The organism is Paenibacillus dakarensis, from assembly GCF_001373415.1.
Classification (GTDB): domain Bacteria; phylum Bacillota; class Bacilli; order Paenibacillales; family Paenibacillaceae; genus Paenibacillus_AQ; species Paenibacillus_AQ dakarensis.
The window spans coordinates 110,135-135,183 of sequence record NZ_CDSE01000084.1; the positions used below are offsets into that span (position 1 = coordinate 110,135).

Genomic DNA, 25,049 nt, shown 5'->3' on the forward strand with positions numbered 1-25,049 from the left:
TACGGTTCATACAGAATAAACACAAAACACGAACGTTTTACATAATAATATGATTATTGTTCGTTTTCAAGTTTATTTATCTGTAAAATTTCTACTTTCACCACTAATAGTCCATTAATTAGGAATCGGGTATTAAAAAAGAACGATTTTCATTTACGCGCCGGTTATAAAGCTATAATTTAGAGCAGTATAAATAAATTTAAATCTGCACAAGTAATTAGCCTTAGCTCGGGACAGGAAATAGTACCTATAAAACAAAAAAGCCGCTAAATTAGCGGCTTTCTGTGGGACTATGTTCTTGTCCCCTTTAATTTAATTTTTATCTATTATGCACTTTCCTTTTGGTGTGCTTTTGAAGTATTATAGGAAAATGTAACCATCAACTAGATAGGAGAATAGTCATGAATAATGGTATGCTTGCGATGAAACCTCTTTACTCTCTTCGTATGAAAATGCTGTCCACTATGCTGTTGATCCTCGTTATCCCTGTAATTACGCTTGGGTTTCTCAGCTATCGTACAGCCGCTGACGAGACCAATGCCTTAATACGAAGCGGGTTAATGAACAATGTGAATTTAGCATCTGAAATCATGACAACCCTGAATCAAAGCGTATTGAATGGAAGCTTGTCCCTGGAAGAGTCCCAGGAGGAATTCAAACGATTAATTTTAGGGGAAATGAGAGCAGACGGAAGCCGTGCAATCAATCCCAACCTTGATTTGGGCGAACACGGTTACTTTTATGTATTGGATACCCAAGGTAATCTACTGGCGCACCCTTCTCAAGAAGGAGATTTTATTGGGGACAAACAAACAAGTGACGGGCAATTCTATATTAAGGATGTCATTTCTGCTGCAATGAACGGTGGAGGCTTCACCTATTATTATTGGCCACTTCCCAAAGGTGAGGATTCCTCGGACACGGCGCCTCCGAAAGAGGCTGAAAAAATCGTTTACGCCTTACAAAATCCTTCATGGGGCTGGGTTATTGCTGCGGGCTCCTATCTTCAGGATTACAATTCAGGTGAGCAAGCGATTCTACGAACGATTCTGTGGACATTGGGAATTTGTCTGGTGGCTGGTGCGGCCATCATTGTAATCTTTGCCAGGCATATCGTAAAGCCGACCATCGAGGTGGCCAATCGCGCAAACACAGCATCTATAGGCGACTTAACTGGAGAACCTCTGATTGTTAGGACACGAGATGAGAATAGTTTGATGGCGTCCTCTTTTAATCAGATGATTGGGAGTATGAAAGATCTGATTGGCAGCTTGAAATTAAGCTCAAGAACGATGAATAAGACCGCCGGGAAACTTCTTGAAGTAACCCAAGAAACCACAGCAACCGTAGGACAGACAACAGAGTCCATTCAGAAAGTTGCCGAGTCCAGCGACCTCCAGGCGATCAACATTCGCAGTGCTTCATCAGCTATGAAAGATATGGCTTCTAGCGTCCAACAGGTTGCAGATATAGCTTCAAAGGCTTATGAGACCTCTTCCCTCACCTTAGATAAAGCTCAGTCAGGCATCATAATGATCCAGTCGTCAGAGAAGCAGATGCAGATTATCGTGGAGACTGTTGGAGACATGAGCAATTCCATTAGCAGTCTTAATCAATACTCAGAACAAATTACCGGAATTGTCACATCAATGAAAGAAATCTCTTCACGAATCAATCTGCTGGCGTTAAACGCTTCTATCGAGGCAGCCAGAGCAGGAAACAACGGCAAAGGGTTTGCTGTCGTGGCTTCTGAGGTTCGTAAGCTGGCTACACAATCGAATGAATCTGCTATGGCCGTATCTGCTCTGATTGAGACTATTCAGAAGGAGATTGGCTCAGCTTCCACTTCCGTTTACAGTGTAGAGACTGAAGCGGCTGAAGGGGTACGTTTCATTGGTAAGACCGGTGAAGCCATTCAAGATATTCTAGCCTTTACGGGTCAAACTGTAGAAGGAATTCAGGAAGCTTCGGCTGCAGCCGAGCAGATGTCTGCTGAGGCAGAAAATATATCATCTTCCCTGGATGAGATGAAAGAAGAATCCGAAAAATCTTCAGCAGCAGCCAAGCATGTTTCTAAGGCTGCAGAGGAACAACTAGCCTCAATGGAACAAATCAATGCCACAGCTGAATCACTTAATGTTTTTTCTAAAGAACTGGAGTCCATGTCTAATCGATTTAGACTGAATTAACCTGATAGATTTTCAAACATATAATCCTTGGTAATGAGATAACGATTAAAAGTCAGCTAGTCTGGAAAATATTTCGGTAAAACGTTTTATGCTCCAACGGTCAAAGGTTAGATAGTCCGTTGGAGCAAATACGATTGTTTAATGCGATAAAATTGTTGTCCCCATCATTCTAACTTGAGATTTCTAAAACTCTCGTTAGATCTTCCGAAAAGTGAAAATCTATCTCAGTTCAGCCAGTGCTAGTTGAGCATAAACCTTTCCCCTCTCCAGAAGTCGCTCATGTGTGCCTTGCTCTTCCACACAGCCCCCATCCAAAACATAAATAATGTCGGCATTCATAACTGTCGTCAACCGGTGTGCAATAATAATCGTCGTTTTATTCTTGCGAAGAATATCTAGTTGTTGCTGTACAAGTCGTTCGGTCTCCAAGTCTAGCGCCGAAGTCGCTTCGTCCAAGATCAATATTTCACTATCCGACAATAGTGCGCGCGCGAGGGCAATACGCTGCCGCTGTCCGCCTGACAGTTGGATCCCCCGCTCTCCCACATTTGTATCATAACCATCTTGAAGAGAAGCAATAAATTCGTGAATTCCCATACTTCTACAGATATCCTCTAATTGATCCTTTTGAATGTTACGTCCCAATGTCAAATTATAATGGATAGTATTTGGAAACAAATAAGCATCTTGAAAAACAATATCGATGCGTTTCATCCAATCCTCCCGTATCATTTTCGCCAATGGTTCGCCGTTAACCGTTATCTGTCCTTGACTCGGCTCGTAGAAACGAATAAGCAGTTGCGCAATCGTTGATTTTCCACCGCCGCTCGAACCAACAAAAGCTATCTTTTTACCTAACGGTATGTCCATGTTGAGCCCTTGTATAACCGGCTGTCTATCTGAGGTATATTGAAATGAGACATTTTGAAAGGCAAGGCTTCGAAGCGGCTCTTTAATATGCAGTGTACCATTGTTGATCGTTTCTCCACTCATTACTTCGCGGACCCGCTCCACAGATGCCATACTGGCTGCCATCCCCATAAAGAAGGTGTATACCTTCTCATAGGCTTGCAGAAGTTGAGTAGAGAACTGAAAAACGATAACCAGCCAACCGATGGACATGCTTCCCTGGATGACCAGCACGCCTCCGTAGCCTAATACGAGCAATCGAATCCCCCATTGCATGATCATGGAAAACATCGACTGCCGATTGGAAATGTTCACTTGCTTCATTAGATTGGTAAAATGAACAGTCAGCTTAGACCTGAAACGCTGACTTTCCCATTCTTCACGATGAAAGGCAATGACTTCACGAGATGCAGCAATTCCTTCCTCAATAATAACAGTGACGTCAGTCTGACTTACGGCGCTGTCCTTTGCCGCTTTTTTCATCCGGGGCGCGAAATGCTTGCCCATCAAAATATAAACGATACTGGTTAGTATCACGGCCAAAAGCAATACCGGACTTGCCATTCCAATAATAACGGAAAGAATGATTGCGCCGCTTATTTCCATTATACCGTTAGGGATTGTACCCCCTACCAGTTTTCCGGATTGATTTACATCATCAGTCAGATGGGTGACATATTTACCGGTACGTTCCTCACGGAAAAGTCTTACCGGTATACGATGCATATAGTGCAACATATCGGTAAGCAGTAATTTCTGCAGTCTAAACGTTGCTTTGTTTCTCACCATAGCTGCATACAAATGCAACACATTGTAAGTGACTGCCAGGCCTGCAAGCCCTGCCATCAAAGGGACTAACAAGTCAAACTCACGGTTTACGAATAAATCATCGATAATAAATTTTTGGATGCCCACAACGCCAATATTGGCTATGATCTCCAATACTAACAGCAATATTGTGAACGCTAGCAAGCCCTTGACCTGCCGTGCATATGTCCAGATCCATGCCCAATTATTCACCAACCGCACGCTCCTCACCCGATGCCAATCGACGAAATACACCATGCTGCTGCATCAATTGCTCGTAATTACCTTTCTCGACAATGACGCCTTGATCCACCACAATGATTGTATCGAAGCCCTTCACAGTAGATAACCGGTGAGCTATAGCAATGATTGTCCTCCCTTCGAACAAGCGATTCAAGGCTTGCTGAACCTCCCATTCGCTGACATTATCCAGAGCCGCTGTTGCTTCATCAAGCAGCACTATTTTGGGATTTTTGATAAACATACGGGCTATTGCGATGCGCTGCTTCTGACCACCAGATAGTCTAACGCCGCGCTCCCCAACGAAAGTATCATAGCCTTGCGGAAACTGTTGAATAAAGTCATGGGCATAAGCCGCCTTGGCCGCAGCTTCAATCTGCTCATCGGTTGCATCCGGCGCACCGAAGCGTATATTTTCGCGGATACTGCTGCCGAACAAATAGGTTTCCTGAAACACAATTCCCATTGTTCCTCGAAGCTCTTTTAGTGATAACTGCGGAAGCGGGATGCCATCCAGCCGAATTTCCCCTTGAGTCGGATCGTAGAAACGTCCGATCAGCTTGAGCAAGGTAGACTTACCATTGCCACTGGTTCCAACAAAAGCGACCTTCTCCCCCGGCCGTATATGCAAGGAAAATCCCCTGATCAATTCAGAATGGTTATTATAACGAAAGGTCACATCACGAAAAACGATTTCTCCTTGCACATTCAAAAGATTGCTTGCAAATTGACTTTCACGGATATCCGGTTGTTGCTTCATAAAGCTGAATAGTCTATCGACCTGATTCATCAACACCTTTTGTTCTGAAGTCATTGTCACTAGGAAAGTAATGTCCTGAATCATACGGAAATAATAGAACATAAAGGCGACTAAAGCGCCCGTTGTAACAGCATCTTGGCTTAACAAATACACACCATAAGTGAATACGGCTACAGCTCCGAATTGAACGGATACTCGGCGAACAAGCCCTCTCGCGTAGCTCATAAAATGAAGCCGGTTGGTTTTCTCATTCATTTCATGCTGCTTGAACATTACTTGAGCTGTATCCCATTCCTCTCCTTGATAGGCTCTAAGCTCCAGCAGCCCGGAAACCGTGTCATAAATCTTCTTCTGAAAGGCCGTTCGTTTCACCTGCGTTTCATGACCAAGTCGTGCAGCCTGTTTTTCAAAATAGGGACCGATTAAATAGTATGACAAGAAGCAGGGGATCACAACGAGGCTTAATCCGATATGAATTGACAGCATCATTACCGAACAGATCAGAAAAGTCACCCCTGTTATTATCATCCCAGGGAAGTACCGGTAAAATATCTCTTGAACAGCTTTTACCTCCGTGTTAAACAGGGACAGCGTTTCCCCAACTGGGTTTTTCTCATAATATGAGAAGCCTAATTTTCGCAGATGAGCAAATAAAGCAAACTGCATATCCCGTGCAGCCTTTTCCTGTATGTAACGCTGTAATTTGTTGCGTGACAGAGTAAAAGCGATCACCAAAATAACCAAACCGGTCAAACTGGTAAGCGCAAGCAGAAAAACATCTAGTGAACCATCGGGAAGCATGTGATCTACAAAATATTGAATAAACTTTGGTACGAGCAGCTCCACTCCGATAATAAATAGGCTGATGAGAATATAACCTGCAACCTTCACCCGGTATGGTTTAAGAAAGCGAATGACCCATAGATAAGAATGAATAGACGACCTCTCACTAATCACGCGCATTCTCCTTGTTATCTGTCGTTTATCTTAATAATTTCGTTGTTTCTTTATGTAGTTCTATATTCATAGATATAATGGAGATAATTCTAAATCAATCTTATCTGCAATTAGAGTATAGAATTCTGGAAACCTTGGGTCTGTAGAGCTTGGTATTTCCTCAAACGTTCGGATAAATAACCCCTTTGTCCCAACTGCAGTTAAAATCTCACCAACTGTCCAGCTTCGCCCTAAAGTCTTACCTAATCCAGAACGTTCCTCCTCGGGCAACAGCTTGGCAAAAGCAACCTCCCCCTCCTTAATATTATCGTCAAAATAATTACCAGTTGGTTGCTTTAAATGGTATGTGTTCATCCATGTACGTGCGAACGGATGGAAGTCAGTCAAGATAAAGCGGCCATTTCCCCCTAGTCTGCGTTGAACCACAGAGAAAATAGAGCTGAGGTCTGTAAAATAATGCAAAACTCCAAACTCCATCAATACGATGTCAAATTCGCCTAGCGTCTCTTCGTTCGGGATATGTAAAACGTCAGAACAGATATAGTTGAGTTCTACACCTGCGGCTGATGCCGTCTGCATCGCGTACAACCGATTTTCTACAGATATATCGACAACCGTAACATCAGCACCTAGCAATGCTAACGAAATTGCTTTCCGGCCGTGCGATCCAAGGAGGTTAATAACTCGTTTGCCTTCTAGATCACCAATATACTTTAGCCAGTAACGCAAGTGATGCTTGTGTTCTAATCTCAGTTTTACAGCAAGTTCTTCTGGTGTACCGTAATTCTGAACCCAAGCTTGATACGCTTTCGTTTCCCACGCAATCTTGTTCGCAATTGCCAGTTTTTCTTGCACACACATGCCTCCCCAATTCATATTCCTTTATTAGATGTATAATAACATTGAGCTGTCGTGTCCCGTTAGACTAATGATTTTTCTCTACGTATGATTTCTTCTAATATTTTTTTGCCTGTAAAGTCTATCATAGTTCCTTGTGAAGGTTCTTTTTTAGTTATCCATTTTATTAATTGAGCAAAATAATAATCCATAAGAGCATTCGAGAAAAATTTTTGTGATCCGATAACATCGCCTTGTAATGCGTGAGCTCTTAAGAAAATGCTCTTTTGTTTTTATATTTAAGTTATTTCGGTTTGTTGGTATGTTTATTCTTTGATAAAATCATGGATAAAATGATATCTAACAACCAAAAAAAGCTATTGAGGTGTCGGATGGATAAGTTAAAAAACAATATACCGCATGTTATTATTTTTTTACTCTTTGGTATAGCCCTAGGTACTATATCCAAATATTTAGATACCGTCTCCGTTGTTGATAAGAATTGGTTGACGATTATTCTTCATTATTTTGCAGCGCTATTTACAAGGTTAGGAGTTTGGGTGTTCATTGCAACACTTATAGCTGCATATTGTAAAACCCCAATCAGAGCTGCGATACATACGTTCGTATTCTTTATTGGAATGCTAATAAGCTATTATGTATATTCAGCTTATTTATTTGGAGTATTTCCAACTAAATATTTTATAGCTTGGGGCAGTTTAGCACTAATCTCTCCTTTACTAGCAATCATTGCATGGAAGGCTAAAAACAATGTGCGGCTAGCTTATATTTTACCAGCGTTACCGATGGGATTAATGATGAGCCTTTCTTTCGGTATGGGTTTATTTTATATGTATTTAAATCATATTGAAGAATTAATGATGTATGTAGTTTTATGTGTAGTTTTTTACAAAAACCCTAAACAATTGGCGATACTAGTTGCTTTATCGATTTGCGTTGGGTTCATGGTTGAACTATTAAGTCCTTTTCATTTTTAATTATTGATTTTGAACTGCAATCATTACTCATATTGTTATTTGTACTACGTCCTGAGGTAAAGTACCTTCCTGTATCCACTTTTCTATCATCTAGTTAAAGAAATCAGGATTGAGTAACGATATTCCGTGACCAGCATTAGGAATAATGATCCCTGTGCAATTTGAATGATTTGAAACTAAATCTTTCGCTGATTTTTTCATGACTGCTTTTTCATTCTCGCCGACAGTCACTAATATCTTGGTCTTCGCTTTTTGAAAACCGTTCGGTATTTCAAATGACAAATTTTCTTCTAATACTCTGATAAGAGTATCTGATGTCATCCGTCTGCTTTCCTTGTAATATGTTTCAAAGTATTCTTCGTTAATATAGAGTGTTTTCGCTTGAATTTGGATTCCTATACTCTAGATTAGCTAATCCCAAATCATTCACCTCTTTGATGTCTCTTTTTAAATTTATTCCTAAAGCTTCCTAACATTTTCTGCTAAAAAGCCCTTGTACGTATAACACCATAAAAAGACACCATTCGTCTAGTAGATTTTATTACTCATCATCGTTTCAAAAATACTCTAATCCAAAACTTGTACCTATAAAACAAAAAACCAGCTAATAGCGACTTTCAATGGTTATCGGTCTTGACATAAATTTACAGTCAATTATATCATAAATCCAGTGACATACAATTATATGCTGAATAAGATAGAGGAACGGAGGATGATGATCATGAAGTTCAAAAAAGGTTCGTACAAGCTACCAGCTGCTGCAATTGTCTTGGCTGTTGCCTTTAGCGCCATCTTACTCACCAATGCGTCCGATAACGGAAAGCTTGCCGAGCTGGATACTCCTGCCCCAGCAGCCAGTCCTAATTTCGAATTTTCTCCTGTGTACAACGATTTGTTTAGATGGTTTAGTAGTCTCGACCGGGCACTAGATTTTCCGAAGTATAACTTTAAAGTACCTGACTATCTTCCTGAAAGTTATCAGTTAGAGAGGGTATTATATTCTAAGAATTTTTCTAAACCCAACGATACCGACCTAATTGATGTAGCGTCCATAACTTTTGCAGCTAACTTAGGCATGGAAAATGAACAAAGAATAGAAGTAATAGCTTCCAAGGGCAACGGCAATTTGTTGGAGCACAATCAATTGCTGGGGGCTAACTATCCCCAAAGTGCAAACGAAACTCCGAAATTCCGACAGGAAGCCGTTACAATTAGCAATGTCAAAGGCACTCTATTCACGGATAAGAGAATCTACAAGGACAGACCGGAAACGGGCAAAAGCTTCTACTGGCACGATGATAATGTACAGTACACACTCAACTATTATAGTGAGGATATATCACAAGAAGAGCTCACAAAAATGGTTCAGTCCTTTGTTCTTCCAAAGCAAGTTCAGAATGTCCGCTACGACGGAGATGGAAACTCATTTCCTCTTTATGATGAAAAGGATTTGCTTGCAGCGAAGAACATTCTTGGCTTTAAGGTGAAAATCCCATTCGAATTCCCCGAGCTTCATCTGAGTTATTCAATTCTGCTTAAAGCCGGTGATCAAAATACTAGCTATGCGTTCAGGCAAGCGACGGACGCTCTATGGACACAATATAATGCACCGCATGATTCCTCAATTTATGATGTAAGTGATTATTTCTCGCTTTATCAGAGCAAGGAGCCGCTATTCGATGCATCCAAGCTCTCGTTCAAACGGAAGCTGGAGATACACGGTGTGGAAATTTCGGCGTATGAAGACCAGGATCACGTCTACTTCTCACTTGGTAAAAGAGCCAAATTGCCAATTTACTTATGGAAGCAAGACGATATTTATTATACTGCCATTTTCTCTGGCATGGACAAGTATCAGGAAGACAATCTGAAAGCTATAATCGCGGCTCCCGTGCAATAGATTCGAGGAAAGAACAGGTTGATTTCGGGAATAACTTGAATAAGCAAGTCCCTCTCGATCATATTTCAGGAGGGGCTTCTTATTTATCTTCCGAAATATAGTTCGCCGTTACTTGTGGATGGTTCAAAGCGATTGATATTCAACTAAACTGCCTGTTAGCTTAATGAAATTGTATGGAAACCTAGTTAGATATTTATCTAAACGGCAATCGGTTCATGTTCTTGTCCCCCGACAGAATAAGTTGCTGATTGCCCCATTTATAAACCATGCAAAAGGCTGCCGAGTCAATCGGCAGCCTTTCATGAGAATTGATTGCTGTTGGGTCGATTTTATATATTTAATTCTTTAGATAAGATCCCCTCATAATTTAAACGAGTAAGAAAAACAGCCATATCATGTTTACTTATATCTGGGTATTGTGTAAGCCATTGATAAATAGTAGAAAGACATCCCTTCAGTACATAATATACAGCTAATTCTTGTTCATGTTTACGTTTATAGGTAAATTGATGTTTGTGCATTCTAAATGTCGTTTCTATAATCCGTTTTACAATCTTATTTACAAACATGGGATCTCCATTTGGGCCATACAAAATAATAAACAGCTCTTTATTATCAAGATAAACTTGACAAATATCTTCTAATAATTTTATCTGATCTGATCGAGTTTGTGGAAGTACAAAAGGTGAATTAGAGAGATGGATTTTTTCTATAAATTCATTTTCAATTTGTTCGAATAAATCATACATCTCCGTATAATGAAAATAAAAAGTAGAACGATTTATACCCGCTATTTTACATAGATGTGTAACAGTTATTTGATGTATAGGTTTTTCAGAAAGCAATTTGAGTAAAGCTTCTTTAAGAATATTTTTAGTATATTTAACTCTTAAATCTTCCGGCATAAATCCCCCTTGGTAGCGTCAACAATTATATGTAAATGAAAACATCCTTGTCTTGTAAAAGATGGAGCTAGTCCTTGGTGGAGAACTTAACTAGTAGTACGGAAAGAGCTTTGTCAAAGCCAATATGGTAGCGCGTTGCAAAGCGTTGGTTATAGCTTTTAATTAGAAATTGCTCTTTACGCTTGGTATATCGCTTGATTTGTTTGTTGAAAGATTCAATTAAATTCGTCGAATAAATGCTTCTCCATATGGACTCTGGAAAGCTATAGAACGTGAAGATATATGGATTATCTCGTAGAGATTTAACCACTTTAGGATAAGTAGATTTCCACTTATCACTGAAATATCATTGGAACGCTTTTACGGAGTTACAGTCTGATGTTTAAACATTCATAGGGAAGACCTCTCTTTGAATTGTTGTCTGATAACTTATTTTTACGAGAAAAGGTCTTCCTTTTTCTATTTTCTATTTACGCAAGATATTTACGCTCTCTCCCTCTTTTCCAACAGATATGAAAGTAATGTTGGATAAGAAACATTCTATTAGTTTATGTTGTGGTTCATAAAATGCCATCATTATATAATAGAAATGTACGTTTTTCAATATTATGTTGGATAAAAGGAGAAGATGAAATGAAAGGTTTATTTGTTGATGGTGTAAAAAAAATCTCATTAAGAGAATGTGAAGAACCAGCTGTAAAAGGTAGGGATGTTTTAGTTAAAATGAAAGCAAGAGGTATTTGTGGTACAGACCTTAACAGCTATCGTACAGGTAAAGCAATGGGGTTTGGACACGAAATGGCAGGCATAATAGAAAAAGTTGGGGAAGATAGCTCTTTTAAAGTAGGTACAAAAGTTTTTGTTTCCAATTTATCGCAAAAATTAGTAAGTTATAGTCCGGAAAATGGATATGCATATTTGGGTGGTTTTGCAGATAAAATTTTGGTTAAAGATGCAGTGGAAAATGTAGATATATATCCAGTGCCAGATACGATGACATTCAGTGAAATCGCTTTGATAGAACCATTTTCTGTAGGTATGTCTGGTGTTAAAAAATATCAGTTTAACCAAAACAGCAAAGTTGTCATTTTGGGCGCAGGGATCATCGGTATGTGCGCTTTTGAATATTTAAAAAGCCAAGGCGTTGCAAACATTGTTGTAATAGATATAAATCAACAAAGATTAGAGAAATCTGAAAAAGCAGGTGCCATTCCATACAACTCTAAAAATGAGAATATGGCAGAGTTTTTAACTGAAAAATTTGGTCAAAACTTCTCAATGATTGCTGGTGCAGTACCTGATGTGGATTTATTTATTGATGCAGCAGGCGTTGGTTCATTATTAAACCAAGCATTAAGTATGACAAAAATTGGAGCACATATTACGGTATTAGCTGCATATCACAATCAACCAGAACTTGATCTGACATCACTGATGTATAATAGTGTAAAAATAGCTGGTTCATGTATGTTTACACATGATAATATTTGTGAAGCCATTAAAATTTTGTCAGAGTCACATGAAATTGCTGATAATCTTGTTTCACACGAAATACCATTTGATCAAGCAGAAAAAGCATTTGAAATTGCAGATGATGCGACACAGTCATTAAAAGTAATGATGATAAGTTAACGGTTGATAGTAGAAACTCTCTTCTGTCGTGACAGCCCCTATCCCCCTCCTGCTTTTGCTTCCTTCCTGTCTCGATAGATCATTCAATTCATGCACTTTTGCAGAATCCTATTTAATTTCTTATGGAGGGGGATATCTAAGCTTACACACTGCGGACAATCTAAGTAACTACACCAGCTTTTTTCCGCAGGCGCTAATGAAACTCATCATGGCATACGCATTGGGTGAAGTGTACTCCTGTGATATATGTTAACTAGATAATTCCGGATCGTTAATCTTTTATTGATCAACGGTTTTAAAAATTTCAATTTTTTTATATAATCCTCAACAGCTGCGAACTGCTCCATGATATTTCCGATCAACGTTTCCCATAACAACGGTAAGATCCCTTAGCTGCAAGCTGTAAAGCGGTTATCCTTCCAAATCCTGTTCCTACTCTGTAACCATCACAGACACTAGCTCCTTTAGATTCGTCATTCTACACATCCCTTTGATGAATAGGTGACTTTTGTTATATAAAAAACTAAATTTATTGGTTTATAATTGCAACCACTTTTCCTTGAATGGAACCGCTTTTCAATTTTAATAAATACGCTGGGATCTCTTCCATTTTAATCGAAGTAATAGCTGGGGGCTTAATGTGTTGCCCAGAAATCAACTTGGCAAACTCATCCCCAATTACTGCTAAATTTGATTGGACTTGAGGGTCATTCACTGTATGTGCTGCACCAAGAGCTATCTCATGAAGTGATAATCCTTTCTCGTAGAAATGAAGTCGGCTAAAATCAGGGAAACCGGCAGTCACAACAATTTCTCCACCGAATCGAAGTATATCTATATCTTTGGTCGCCGTTTCTGGGTTTATCGTGCTTAGTACATAATCTACACCTAGATGGTTAGTTAATTTGTTGATTTCTGCGTATACATCTTGGTTTTCATAATCGATAGCCAGATCCGCACCGAGACTTAACACGTAAGGAATGTCGCTCGCTTGACAAGTAGTGTAGACGGTCAAATTATGAAGCTTGGCAAGTTGTATTGCAAAACCTCCAACACCACCTGCACCCCCATGAATTAATATGGTTCTTCCAGCTTGGAGTTTCAACTTTTGTACAATTGCTTGATAAGCTGTGAAACCTGCCCCAGGGGATACTCCAGCAAAAGCAAATGGGATGTCGTTTGGTAATTTGCTCACAGTATGTGCTGTAGTCACAGCGTACTCCGCAAACCCTCCATGTTCATTATTAATACTACGTAAGTAGTACACACGGTCCCCAACTACTAAATTGGTCACATCACTTCCCACAGCATCGACTATCCCGGCAATGTCAATACCTAATACCCTCTCCTCTTCAGCAAATCCTGTCCCTTTGTAACTTGCAATTTGATGGTCTGACGGATTTAAACCTGCAGCCACGACTCTTACTCGAATTTCGTTACTTTTGGGTATCGGTATTTTACGATTATGAACGATGGTTAAACTATTCAGATTCCCTTGTTCTCTCAAAACTAATGCTTTCATTAGATCCAATCCTTTCAAATATTTATTGACTTATGTTTTCTCTATAGATAGAATACAGCTGTAATGACGAAACAAACGTAACATCGTGAATACTATGAGTCAACCCATACTTGTACGGACTTAACAACTAAGGGAGAAATGTAATGCCAAATGAAACGGAAATTCAACGTTTGAAAGTATTGCGCTTATCCAATGAAGAGTCGAACCGAATTACAAGATTGTGTATAGAGTCGGCGCTTGTTTTGTTAATGAAAGAACGATCATTCAATGAAATAACCATTACTGAAATTGTAAAAAAGGCGGGAGTATCCCGTACAGCGTATTATCGTAATTACTCTTCGAAAGAGGACATTTTACGAAGTTTGATCGATGAAATGGCGATCAAAGTAATTGAAGCAATGAATTTGCATTTTCCAATTATGAATACCCACCAATACTGGTTAACTTTATTTGATTCTTTGTATGAACAATATAAGGAATTGCAAATTCTATTAAAAGCTAATTTTGGCGATTCTGTTCTTCAGCAAGTCCAGGATCTACTTATGCGGGGTTTCAGCGAAAGAGATACTACCGAATTATATAAATTTTATTTTTGGAGCGGAGCTATCTTCAATATTGTCACCAAATGGATTATGGATGATGCTACCCTGGACTCAAAAAAAATGGCACAAATATGCTTTAATATCGTCGATTCCATCGGAGAAGGTTGTACTTAATTCAGATAAATCCAGTATCCGTAAGCTCTTCTCCAGATTTCTTCTGGTTTGAATATTACTTCAGCTACCTGTAATGTGCCGTCCGCCCAGAGTCATTTCAAAATTCAACATAAACTATCCCTTAGCTTAACGAAAAAAGGAGCAGCTGCCACCGGCAAACTGCTCCATGCTATTTTAAATTAATGTTTCCCGTTAGCTTAAGGATTTTTCTCTACTTATGATTGCTTCAAATATTTTCTTGCCTGTAGAGTGGATTGTCAACAGTAAATCAAGTCAGTATGGAACCATTGAATCTGACGCAGGTCACCCTTGACATTCGTTGTCGTTGCATCGTTACATGCCGTTTTATGGGGCTTGTATTGTGCTACTGTGTATTTGGAAACGAGGCCACGCATTTTCATAATTCGGCCAATTCGTCGTTTGGACACAATGAGTCCTTCATGAAGTTTTACCTTGATCTTGCGTGTATCATAGGCTTTCCGATTCTTGTGGAAGATTTCCACTACAGCTTTGGTGACCTCGTCTTCATTTACTTGTTCTTTGGCTTCATAATAGAATGTACTTCTTGCGATTTGCAGGACGTCACACATTGCTGATACCGTGTATTTATCACGGTTGTTTTGAATGATATATATGAGCTCGTTTTCTTCTGTAGAGCGATTGTCCTTCTCCGATGTTGAAAACTCCCCGGTTTATTTTGTTCTGAAGTGCATAAGATATATTTGGAGGTTGAGTAAAATGCACATGATGAACATTTTTCTTTTATTAATCAGTATGTTAATAAGCGGATGGGAACAAGAAGCGAATTTCTCTCTCCAAACACAAACAGAGTTAAAACACGCTGCACCAGAGGCTCAACTGAGCACACCAGTCAACACAGAATCAATTCCGATCTTAATGTACCATTCGATTAGCATCAATCCATCCAATACTCTCTCTGTTCACCCAGAGGTATTTTATAAACAAATGGAACATTTGAAGAATGCCGGATATAACACGATTACGTTCAAGGAGTTAATGAATTGGAAGACAAATCAAGAGCTCCCGAATAAACCGATTTTGATTACTTTTGACGATGGATATTTAGATAATTTTACTGTCGCTTATCCCTATTTAAAAAAGCTTCAAATGAAAGCTACGATATTCGCCACCAGTGATTATATTGGTGTGTCCAATCATTTTGATTGGAATCAAGCCATGGAAATGGAAGAATCGGGACTCATTGAAATGGGTGTGCATACCAGGCATCATGTCGATTTGACAAAATGCAGCCCGTTACAGCTTGAGGACGAAATTTCGGGAGCTAAAAAAATAATGGAGAACAGATTGGGGCATCCCATCATTTCTTTTGCCTATCCTGCCGGAGAGTTTAATCCCAATGTGATAGAGGTCGTTAAGCGTGCTGGATTTGAATTTGCCGTTACGACAGAACCTGGTTATGCCGAGAAAAATCAAGGATATTTAACTCTTCATCGCGTTCGAATACCTGGCGATCAGTCCATTGCTGCTTTTACTCGAAAATTCCCTTGATATCTTACTCGTTAAGCTAATCCAATTTAATACTCACAATCTCACTATTTGTTCCGACCCGCATTGGCATCCCCCAAGTACCCACGCCCGATGTTACGATAACCTGTGGACTGGATGCATCCTTTTGATAATGCCCATAGTCTACCTCAAATATAGCATTTGTTATTAAGCTGCCCGGGAATATTTGTCCTTTGTGTGTATGACCGGAAACGACCAAATCAACCCTTCCATCATATTGCTCGAGCTTGGTAGGAGTATGATCCATAACAACAACAGGCATATTAGGATCTAGCGATGCGATACTTTCTGTTATATCTCTTCTTTTCATTTCACCAAAACCGCCAATTGGCGACGGGTCTACACGTCCAAATAGAGCCAGTCGCTCATCAATAATAACGTACTTATCGTTTAGAAGCTTTATATTGCTTCGCTCTAGGAAATCAACCATCTTATCGAATGTTTTTCCACTGTCATGATTTCCGAGACTGCCATAAACGCCATATGTAGATGTAATACTTTTAAGCAAATTCATTGCTCTTTCAGGATCTTTTAAAGCAAGATAATCGTCATTAAAAATATCTCCCGCTATACAAACCAAATCAGGCTGAAGTTGATTAATCTTCGATACTAAATTTTCAAGACGTTTTTCGGAATTTACAGCTCCTAAATGCAAATCACTGATTAGAATGATTTTCATGCCATTTGTCAAAGCCGGTTTTTTCGTTTGAATCTCGTAAGAAGCGTATTTAATCTGGTTTGCGTTATAGATGCCATAACTCACAAAACCGACAGTTAACATAACAGCGGCTAAGCCAGCATAAAAACGAATACGTTGAGGTACTGGTTTAGGAAAGACTTTTATGATTCTCCCGATGAAGATAACTAGGTCCATCAAGAGAATGAAGAGTAACAGATATGCATAAATGCCCATCCAGTAAGCGCCTATCCAACTGAATATTCCTTTAATAGTGCCGGGTAGTGGTAACATTGATAATATTAGTGATAAGGCGAAGAAGGCGTAGATACCTGCATAGATCTTTCCATTAAGAGTTGGAAAAATGATCTTTAACCACCGGAATATTTTCCTTCCGATATAAAAATTCGTACCCCCGTACAATGATAAAATAGATATAACACCCAAAATGATACCGATTTGGCTCATAGTCTCCCTTTCTTTCTATTGGTTTTATTCATTACAGACACTTTAATCCGACTTTATCTTCCTCAGTGATTGGTCTAATCACTCTGCATGGTACACCTGCCGCAATAACATTTGCAGGTATATCTTTCGTTACAACACTCCCTGCACCAATGATCGTATTATCACCAATAGTCACACCTGGAATAATTGTCACAGAACCACTAATCCAAACATTATCCCCTATGTTAATTGGCAGTGATCTTTCATAGCCTGCAATACGTTCATCTGCATCTTTTGCATGATTTGGGGTATACAAACTAACATTGGGACCCATCAACACATTGTTTCCAATCGTAACCTTGGCACAATCCAATATTGTACAGTTGGTGTTTGCGTAAAAATTATCTCCAACTGTTATGTTATAACCATAATCACAATTAAAAGGGGATTCAATCCACGCGTTTTCTCCCACGGAATGAAATAATTTTTGAATGATTTGGTTTCTTTCATCACGCGCCGATGGTTTCAGATTATTAAATTCAAATAACAGATCCTTCGCTCTTTCTCTTTCTTCGGTTAACTCTTTGTCCCAACATAGGTAATACTCTTGATTTAGCATTTTATCTTTTTCAGACACTTTTTTGATCTCCTTTTTGATTATAATCTGAGTGATGAATCATACCTAATCATATCCTATACCAGCATAAATTCTCAAATTAAACTCCGTCCTCTTTCCAGGTTGCCAAGCCTATTTATTCATGAGATAATATTAGTTTGTCTAATAAGAATCTGATAATGTTGGAGGCGTAAGCTTGGAGCGATATCCTTTCTCCTATGATCCGTCAGAACCGTTCGTCAAGCAGGTCGGCGATTGGGTTGCGGACGTTTTTTATGATGTGCTGCCTGAACATGGATTTGATATCCGTGATGAACAAATATTTATGGCTTACCAATTGGAAAGAGCCTATGCCAATAAGAAAACGATTTTTGCAGAAGCAGGAGTTGGAACGGGAAAAACACTTGTGTACCTGCTTTATGCAGTTAACTATGCAAGATATACACGGAAACCTGCAGTGATTGCCTGTGCAGATGAGTCGCTCATTGAGCAGCTTGTGAAGCAGGAAGGCGATATAGCTAAGCTTGCCCGATATTTGGATTTACAGATTGATGCGCGGCTCGGTAAATCCCCTGATCAATATCTATGTCTCAAAAAAATAGACGGCGCTCGTCTCCAGGATGAAGATGCGGCGGTTATTGAAGACGTATATGGAAATCTTCCTGATTTTGTTCATTCTCCAGGAACGATGCAAGCATTTTACCCTTATGGTGATCGTAAGGAATACCCGCATCTGAATGATGGACAGTGGAATAAGATCAACTGGGATTCCTTTCAGGATTGTTTTGTATGTGACAAAAGACATCGCTGCGGCATGAGCTTATCCCGTGATCATTATCGAAAATCTACAGACCTTATTATCTGTTCCCATGACTATTACATGGAGCATGTGTGGACCTATGAAGGAAGAAAAAGAGAGGGTCAGCTTCCCCTGCTCCCTGAACATAGTTCAGTCGTTTTTGATGAAGGGCATTTACTTGAATCGGCAGCACAGCAAGCCCTCAGTTATAAGCTGAAGCATAGTGCATACGAAGAGATTATTACTCGTCTTCTAGATGGAGAGATCAGGGAAACGCTAGCCGAACGAATTGAAGACGCCATTGATCAGAGCCAGCTTGTGTTTTCTCTGATAGCGGAGCAAAGTGAAGCGATACCCGGCTCTGATCGAAAGCGAATCCGAATGGATGAGAAGCTTCTAGAAGAAATGAATCGCTGGAAAAGTTCAATTGAAGCTATTGATGAAGAGCTGGTCTTTGAGAGTGGCTTGTATACGCTTGATGAATATAAGCTGCGTATCGTTGAAGAGCATCTGGAGATGATCCAAACTGCACTTCATCTGTTCCGTAAGCCAGGTACCTACATTTGCTGGGCGGAAGAAAATGAGGATGGTGCTGCAACACTTGCCATTATGCCGCGAACGGTCAAGGAAGTGCTGGAGGAGCGGGTATTCGGACTTCAGATGCCGATTGTATTCTCTTCAGCAACCTTGTCGGTAGATGGATCCTTTGATTACGTAGCAGGAAGTCTCGGAATCAGCGAGTATCTATCTTTTTCCGTGGACTCTCCATACGATTACGAGAAGCAGATGAAGCTGCTTGTACCAAGTGAACTTTTGCAAAATGCAGAAAATCAGAGTGAGACTGCTGGGGCGAAAAAGCTGACCCTTGCCGCCAAGCTGATCAAGCGTACCGAAGGACGAGCTCTATTGTTATTTAGAACGATGAACGAGCTTCACGATTTTAAGAAGGCCGCTGCACAGCATCCATCTTTTGCATCCTATACCATGCTGTATGAAGGTGACCGTGAGATTAGCACCCTCATAGCTGAGTTCCAAAATTCAGAGGAAAGCGTGCTCTGTGCGACAAGCCTATGGGAGGGTCTGGATGTACCGGGACCTTCATTGTCCAACGTAATTATCTGGTCTCTGCCTTATCCACCGGAAGATCCTGTATTTATAGCTAAACGGGAAGCTGCGGATTCAGCATATGAAGAAGTCGACCTGCCTTATATGCTGCTTCGCTTACGGCAAGGATTGGGAAGACTCATTCGTTCATCGACGGATCAAGGAATTGCAGCCATTTTGGATCCGGAAATTTTGTTTAATCAGCATGTTCGGGATCGAGTCGAGGCCGTATTACCGCCTGGAGCTAAACTTGAAGTGGAATCGTTGTAGTTCGTAATTCGAAAACGAACGCCAAATAATTTACTTTGCCATTTTATCATAAAATAAACAAAACACCCTTGATATCAAGGGTGTTTTGTTGTAGAAGCCAAGGAGGATCGAGCCCCTGACAATAATATGATCACTATTTTACAGAATCGAAGATATGAGAAAATATCATTAATTTGAGCGACAATATCCGCTGTACTCAGTTGCCCTGAATAATCAGATCTTTGTAAAAGATATTGGCATTTTTCTCTGTATTGGTTGCCGATTTAAAAGATCCGAATCCGAAGCATAGCCGAGCGGACGAACCGGCAATCTGGATGGACATGCCTTCCGGTTCTCTGAATAATAGCGAGCTTCCTGCGTCCGTTATCGTTCGAGCTACTTGAGAGTTCGTATTTAAATTGACCGTTGTCAAATAGGTGTTACCGGTTGGATTCGTTGTCGCGTCATAAGGGTTCCCGTCCAGCAAGTAAAGGTAATTTCCATATGAAGCAAATCCTTGGAAGGTGCCCATTCCTGATGGTTGATTAACGGTTGTAAGCGGTGTGAAATTGCCCGCTTTTACATCAGCAAGTCTGTAAGTATTGAATTTCATCACACGGCTGCCAGGCTCGCCGATTCTGTAGCGCATAGTCAACAGGCCGTGAGCCATATCGATGTTAACCGTAGTCCGATCTGCTCCTGCGACTGGCGCATACTTAACAAGCGAAGGATCCGTGTTTACCAAGACTTGGTCATTAATAAACGGAAATCTGGCTAATTTCGTACCGTAGCCGTTCAAGGTATCTGATGAATCTGTAGCTGCATCCACTTCCGTCCATAGATATGCTGTTGTGTTAACGGGTTCCACGCCAATGGAAACCCCGTGTCCAAAACCGATCAAATGCATTTTCCCTAATATTTCTCCGGTTAAACTCAGCTTCGTCAATGTCAAATCACCCTTAAGTGCTCTTTCCGCACTCGTATACGTACGGGGTTCACTTCCAACCTGCTGACCAGGAGCCATAATTTGAACCATATAAACATGCTCATTTATACTGTCAATGGCAAACGACTGCTGCAGTGTTCGATCTGTCAGAGGCTTCTCGGTAAATACTGAACCAGACTCATGCTCCAATTCGAACATGTCTGAATTTAACGCATCTTTGTAAAATATACTGGAGTGTTTATTCGTATTGTTCGGTGATACATTAGACGCAAAGCCGAAGCAAAGCCGGATGGCCGTTCCCGTATTATGGATTGACATGCCGTGCGGCTCTCTGAACAGCAGAGAAGTTCCCGCATTTGTCAACATTCGCTTCACTTGCGCACCCGTAAGGAAATTCACCACTGCGATATACGTATTTCCAGCAGGGTTCGTTGTTGCATTATAGGCGTTTCCATCCAACAAATAAAGATAGTCTCCATAAGAGGTAAAGCCACTAAATGTTCCTAAACTCGATGGTTGGTCAACAGTTGCAATCGGCGTAAAAGCTCCCGCTTTAAATTGCGATAAATGATAAGAACTGTAATGGTAAGAGTAATTTCCACCGCTCACTGTTCGGTATCGCATCGTTAATAGACCATTGTCCGCATCGATGTTAGCAGCAAGCCGGTCGGCATCGTTTATCGGTGAATATTTAGTAATCGATGAATCTGTGTTCACTAACACCTGATTATTAACAAATTCAAATCTTCCTATTTTTGTCCCGTATCCCTTCAAGCCACCGTCCGGTTCGGATGGATCAATGACTGCATCTACCTCGGTCCACAAATATGCTGATGTGCCGACGGGCTCCACACCAAGGGAAGTGCCTTGCCCAAACCCGATCAAGTACATTTTGCCTAGGATTTTCCCTTTTAGACTCATCTTCGTAACCGTTAAATCGCCTTTAATGGTTCTTTCTGCACTGGTGTAGGTGCGGGTTTCCTCTCCCACTCGCTGCCCCGACGCCATAATTTGAAGGGTATAAACATGCTCATTCTGACTATCAATGGCAAAGGATTGGTGCACAGTTCGGTCTGTCAGAGCCTTCTTGGTAAATAACTCATCCTCGCTGTCCGTTAGGTCAAAAGGTTGCGAAACTGCAGCGAATACGGCATTTTCTCCGACAAATAAGATCGGAACAGCCAGCATGACTAAAGTAAGAGAAATCATAGCGGCTTGCCGCAGCCTTTGGCGAATAGCGTTTGGAAATATCATTATCTTCCCCCTTTACTCAATCAATTCTTGCCCTCTGTCAAACTAGGGGCGCTTTAATTCCGGATGATTGCGATAAAATTCTGCCCAGCGCTCCAGTTCATTGGTTGTAATAAGCGTCGTCGGGTACTTCTTCGCGATAATTTCCATATCGGCCAACGAATCTACAGGCCAAGGACCGACCTCAATGCCACGCTCGATAATCATGTCCGCATATTCCTCTGTCATCATTTTCATTGGCACACCCAGCAGCTCACAATCGTATTCTTTCATCCACGGGAATACATACGGCAAGCTGTTACTTGTTGTGATTCCTAACCGAATATCTCGGCTTAACGCTCTTAGCCGCTGTATACAAAAATGGTCAAAGCTGATGATAATCGATTGTTCGAAGGTATCGGTTTGCCTTAGAATATCCAGTGTTTTCTGCTCAAGCCCCGGATAAAGATCACCCGCCTGCTTTAGCTCCACCATGACATTCAGTTTGCCCCGGAGCAGCTTCATTGTCTCTTCTAGCGTAGGGATGGTTTCATTGTCGCCAATCTTCATTCGCTTCAGTTCATCTAATGTATAATCCTTCACTTTTCCCAGCTGATCACTCATACGGTCCACCGTATAATCATGGATAACGACCGGTACACCATCCTTACTTAGTTGTACATCAAGCTCGACGTAGGTGTAGCCCAGATCGACAGCCGCTTGAAACGATGATAAGGTATTCTCCGGGTATTTTACCGGGTAGCCCCGATGGGCAATTCCTCTAATTTGCATGTGGCTTGCTCCTTTTCAGTTATGACCTAATTAATGGACTGTTTTTCCTTATTGTATCTGGGTTGATTGCTATTCCTTCATTAATTCCGCCGCTTCCTTCTTGAATGTCTCCAATGTTGACGGGATATCCGCGTTGTCGTACATAATAGCTTCCGTTGCTTTCAAGAAGATTTGGTCGACCGCTGCAAATGACGCATCGTTATTCGTATCGATCGCATATTCCAATTGCTCGTAGGCCACCTTGCGCGCCGGTACCTTCTCCCACTGCTCTTTCATTTCGGCCGACTCCGCCATTTTCTTGGTGAACGGTACATAGCCGGAATCCAGGATAAACTGCTGTCCACCCTTCGGATCATTGAAAACCCAGTGCAGGAAATCCCATGCGGCTTCTTTATTCTTCGAACTCTCGAACATGACTAAATTCGCTCCGCCTGTCGGTGTTGCCTGCTTATCCTTCATCGGTAAAAACGCCGTCATATAGTCGAATTCCACAACGCCTGCATGGCGGCCAATTACCCCCGTCGATTCCATCATCATCCCGATCTGACCGCTGGCAAACATGGAATTGACGATGTTTCCGCTATCTTGGGCTGGAGGGTAGTACAGTGCGCCTGTGCTTTGCATCTCCTTCAAAAACTCAAACGTCTTTACGCCCTCTTCACCAAAGCCCATTCCTGTTCCTTCTGCATTAAAGAACCCTCCGTTCAGCTGCTCAATCATCGCAATCGGATACCAGCTTGCATACGGCATTGAGTAGCCATAACGTTTGAATTCGCCGTTCTCTTTCACCACGAGGGCATTCGCTACTGTTGCCAGTTCATCCCAAGTCGTAGGCACTTTCAGGTTATTCTCATCCAGCATCGTCTTGTTGATATGGAGCAGCGGAGTGGAACGATTAAACGGCAGTGCATTGAGCTGATCATTGAATTTTACATTCTCCATCAGACCAGGCAAGAATTCATCCTCGCTCATCCCCGTGCTCTCAAGCAGCGGATAAAAATCTGCAAGCACCTCTGCTTCTGCAAGCAATGGGACAAACGCTCGCTCAAGCATGGAGATGTCTGGAGCTGTGTTGGCAGGTACCGCCTGCTGCAGCTTCGTCAGCGTCTCCTGATAGCCTCCTTGGAACGTACCGATGACCTCAACTTTGTCTTGTGAATCGTTGTAAGACTTGATCATTTTGTCAATATACTCGCCATTCTTGCCTCCCATGGAATGCCAGAACTGAATCTTCGTTTTGCCTGTTTTCCCTTCATTGCCATTTGTTTCAGCTGCAGGCTCGTTATTAGCAGGCTCGCTATTATTGTTTGAACAACCAACAACCAACGTGAGCAGCAACGCTAGCAACAGCATTGACCCTAACACACTCTTCTTCACACGGAACCCCTCCATTTTGTTTTTTATCATTCTAGGAATTCGTTATTTAATCCCTGAATAAACGAATGCTTTGACAATTTGCTTCGAGCTGAACAGATACACCACCAGGATCGGCAGGACAAGAACGACATTACCGGCCATAATGATGTTCCAATTGCTGATGCCCTCGGTCTCCCTCAGCTTTGCTATTCCGATTGTTAGCGGTCTTACACTCATTGAATCGGTCATGACCAGAGGCCAGAAGTAATCATTCCAGTGGCTGACGAAACTGAACAAGCCAATCGTCGCAAGTGCCGGTATCGACATCGGCACCATAATCTTCAGCATGATCTTAAACTCGCTTGCATTATCCAGCCGCGCTGACTCGATAATTTCTGTTGGTACCTGCATAAAATATTGGCGCAGCAGGAATATCCCAAAAGCATTAGCCGCAAACGGCAAGATCTGTGGTAAAAGCGTGTGAATCATTCCCCAGTCCGCCAGCATTAAATAAATCGGGATAAAGGTAACCTGCCCAGGAATCATGAAGGCAAGGAGAACCAACGCGAACAGGAGGTTTTGCCCCTTGAACCTATACTTCGCAAAAGCATAAGCGGCGGGTATCATAATGATCATCTGCAGGACGATTATGCTGGTCGTAACAATGACCGAGTTTTTGGTGTAGGTAAGGAAGGGACCCGACTGCATCGCAGTTACAAAATTCTCCCATTGCGGCACGGCCGGCAGCAGCTTCGGCGGAAAGACCATCGTTTCCGGGAAGGTCTTCAGCGCCGTCATCATCATCCATAGGAACGGGAATATAAAGATCAACAGCACAACGAGTTTAAGCCCATAACTAATTCCACTTTGAAGGAAACGCCATTTCGAATGCATCATTTCTCTCCTTTCTTTGC

Annotated in this window: 20 protein-coding genes and 1 pseudogene; 7 read left to right on the plus strand and 14 right to left on the minus strand. The window is 41.1% G+C overall.

The window, feature by feature from the left end; genetic code table 11:
- Nucleotides 1-401 precede the first annotated feature (401 nt).
- Entirely contained in the window at nt 402-2,189 is a 1,788-nt protein-coding gene (locus BN1234_RS17500; protein ID WP_054957931.1) for a methyl-accepting chemotaxis protein, read from the plus strand.
- A 219-nt stretch (nt 2,190-2,408) separates the two neighbouring features.
- Here BN1234_RS17500 and BN1234_RS17505 read toward each other — a convergent pair whose 3' ends face one another.
- From BN1234_RS17505 to BN1234_RS17515, 3 genes are all read right to left on the minus strand, one after another.
- On the minus strand, nt 2,409-4,118 hold the full coding sequence (locus tag BN1234_RS17505; protein ID WP_054957932.1) for an ABC transporter ATP-binding protein: 1,710 nt from the start codon (nt 4,116-4,118) through the stop codon (nt 2,409-2,411).
- Nucleotides 4,111-5,862, minus strand: coding sequence for an ABC transporter ATP-binding protein (locus BN1234_RS17510; protein WP_054957933.1), 1,752 nt, complete (start codon nt 5,860-5,862; stop codon nt 4,111-4,113). The genes BN1234_RS17505 and BN1234_RS17510 overlap by 8 nt, the downstream gene beginning before the upstream one ends.
- Nucleotides 5,863-5,928: 66 nt before the next feature.
- The gene (locus BN1234_RS17515; RefSeq protein WP_054957934.1) at nt 5,929-6,717 is read right to left on the minus strand and encodes a class I SAM-dependent methyltransferase; all 789 of its coding nucleotides are present in this window, start codon (nt 6,715-6,717) and stop codon (nt 5,929-5,931) included.
- Between the two features lie 374 nt (nt 6,718-7,091).
- On the opposite strand from BN1234_RS17515, the gene BN1234_RS17520 reads away from it, so the two are divergent.
- Nucleotides 7,092-7,697 carry a hypothetical protein gene (locus BN1234_RS17520; RefSeq protein ID WP_054957935.1) on the plus strand — a complete coding sequence of 202 codons (606 nt, stop codon included), beginning with the start codon at nt 7,092-7,094 and terminating at the stop codon, nt 7,695-7,697.
- Nucleotides 7,698-7,787: 90 nt separating this feature from the next.
- Here the strand turns inward: BN1234_RS17520 and BN1234_RS17525 are convergent, their stop codons facing one another.
- The gene (locus BN1234_RS17525; RefSeq protein ID WP_245640208.1) at nt 7,788-8,018 is read right to left on the minus strand and encodes an alpha/beta fold hydrolase; all 231 of its coding nucleotides are present in this window, start codon (nt 8,016-8,018) and stop codon (nt 7,788-7,790) included.
- Nucleotides 8,019-8,418: 400 nt separating this feature from the next.
- Between BN1234_RS17525 and BN1234_RS17530 the strand changes: the two genes are divergently transcribed.
- A complete protein-coding gene (locus BN1234_RS17530) occupies nt 8,419-9,597 on the plus strand; it encodes a DUF4367 domain-containing protein (RefSeq protein ID WP_245640209.1) in 1,179 nt (392 codons plus the stop codon).
- Nucleotides 9,598-9,926: 329 nt separating this feature from the next.
- Here BN1234_RS17530 and BN1234_RS17535 read toward each other — a convergent pair whose 3' ends face one another.
- A complete protein-coding gene (locus BN1234_RS17535; protein ID WP_054957936.1) occupies nt 9,927-10,502 on the minus strand; it encodes a TetR/AcrR family transcriptional regulator in 576 nt (191 codons plus the stop codon).
- A 67-nt stretch (nt 10,503-10,569) separates the two neighbouring features.
- Nucleotides 10,570-10,845 (minus strand): annotated as a pseudogene (locus tag BN1234_RS22020) (transposase); the annotation flags it as partial.
- 290 nt (nt 10,846-11,135) lie between these two features.
- Here BN1234_RS22020 and BN1234_RS17540 point away from each other — a divergent pair.
- Nucleotides 11,136-12,134 carry a zinc-dependent alcohol dehydrogenase gene (locus BN1234_RS17540; protein ID WP_054957937.1) on the plus strand — a complete coding sequence of 333 codons (999 nt, stop codon included), beginning with the start codon at nt 11,136-11,138 and terminating at the stop codon, nt 12,132-12,134.
- Between the two features lie 529 nt (nt 12,135-12,663).
- Here BN1234_RS17540 and BN1234_RS17545 read toward each other — a convergent pair.
- Complete coding sequence (locus BN1234_RS17545; protein ID WP_054957938.1) at nt 12,664-13,656, minus strand: zinc-binding dehydrogenase; 993 nt, start codon at nt 13,654-13,656, stop codon at nt 12,664-12,666.
- 143 nt (nt 13,657-13,799) lie between these two features.
- Here BN1234_RS17545 and BN1234_RS17550 point away from each other — a divergent pair, with 143 nt between their 5' ends.
- Nucleotides 13,800-14,372: a TetR/AcrR family transcriptional regulator gene (locus tag BN1234_RS17550; protein ID WP_054957939.1), complete on the plus strand. Its 573-nt coding sequence runs from the start codon at nt 13,800-13,802 to the stop codon at nt 14,370-14,372.
- A gap of 257 nt (nt 14,373-14,629) precedes the next feature.
- On the opposite strand, the gene BN1234_RS17555 is transcribed toward BN1234_RS17550, so the two are convergent.
- Nucleotides 14,630-14,962, minus strand: a complete 333-nt coding sequence (locus tag BN1234_RS17555; RefSeq protein ID WP_082423264.1) for an IS3 family transposase — start codon at nt 14,960-14,962, stop codon at nt 14,630-14,632.
- Between the two features lie 148 nt (nt 14,963-15,110).
- Between BN1234_RS17555 and BN1234_RS17560 the strand changes: the two genes are divergently transcribed.
- A complete protein-coding gene (locus BN1234_RS17560) occupies nt 15,111-15,902 on the plus strand; it encodes a polysaccharide deacetylase family protein (protein ID WP_054957940.1) in 792 nt (263 codons plus the stop codon).
- Nucleotides 15,903-15,918: 16 nt separating this feature from the next.
- On the opposite strand, the gene BN1234_RS17565 is transcribed toward BN1234_RS17560, so the two are convergent.
- Together BN1234_RS17565 and BN1234_RS17570 are read right to left on the minus strand one after the other, a co-directional pair.
- Nucleotides 15,919-17,064, minus strand: coding sequence for a metallophosphoesterase (locus BN1234_RS17565; protein WP_054957941.1), 1,146 nt, complete (start codon nt 17,062-17,064; stop codon nt 15,919-15,921).
- Between the two features lie 31 nt (nt 17,065-17,095).
- Nucleotides 17,096-17,680 (minus strand): sugar O-acetyltransferase, encoded by a 585-nt coding sequence (locus tag BN1234_RS17570; protein ID WP_245640210.1) that lies wholly within the window; start codon nt 17,678-17,680, stop codon nt 17,096-17,098.
- Nucleotides 17,681-17,855: 175 nt separating this feature from the next.
- On the opposite strand from BN1234_RS17570, the gene BN1234_RS17575 reads away from it, so the two are divergent.
- Nucleotides 17,856-19,832, plus strand: coding sequence for an ATP-dependent DNA helicase (locus BN1234_RS17575; RefSeq protein WP_054957942.1), 1,977 nt, complete (start codon nt 17,856-17,858; stop codon nt 19,830-19,832).
- Between the two features lie 196 nt (nt 19,833-20,028).
- On the opposite strand, the gene BN1234_RS17580 is transcribed toward BN1234_RS17575, so the two are convergent.
- The 4 genes from BN1234_RS17580 to BN1234_RS17595 all read right to left on the minus strand — a co-directional run bounded on the left by BN1234_RS17580 (nt 20,029) and on the right by BN1234_RS17595 (nt 25,029).
- A complete protein-coding gene (locus BN1234_RS17580; protein ID WP_054957943.1) occupies nt 20,029-22,011 on the minus strand; it encodes a phage baseplate protein in 1,983 nt (660 codons plus the stop codon).
- Nucleotides 22,012-22,053: 42 nt separating this feature from the next.
- Nucleotides 22,054-22,779 (minus strand): glycerophosphodiester phosphodiesterase, encoded by a 726-nt coding sequence (locus BN1234_RS17585; protein WP_054957944.1) that lies wholly within the window; start codon nt 22,777-22,779, stop codon nt 22,054-22,056.
- 69 nt (nt 22,780-22,848) lie between these two features.
- Nucleotides 22,849-24,156 (minus strand): ABC transporter substrate-binding protein, encoded by a 1,308-nt coding sequence (locus BN1234_RS17590; RefSeq protein WP_054957945.1) that lies wholly within the window; start codon nt 24,154-24,156, stop codon nt 22,849-22,851.
- Between the two features lie 42 nt (nt 24,157-24,198).
- Nucleotides 24,199-25,029, minus strand: a complete 831-nt coding sequence (locus BN1234_RS17595) for a carbohydrate ABC transporter permease (protein ID WP_156337262.1) — start codon at nt 25,027-25,029, stop codon at nt 24,199-24,201.
- Nucleotides 25,030-25,049: the final 20 nt, after the last annotated feature.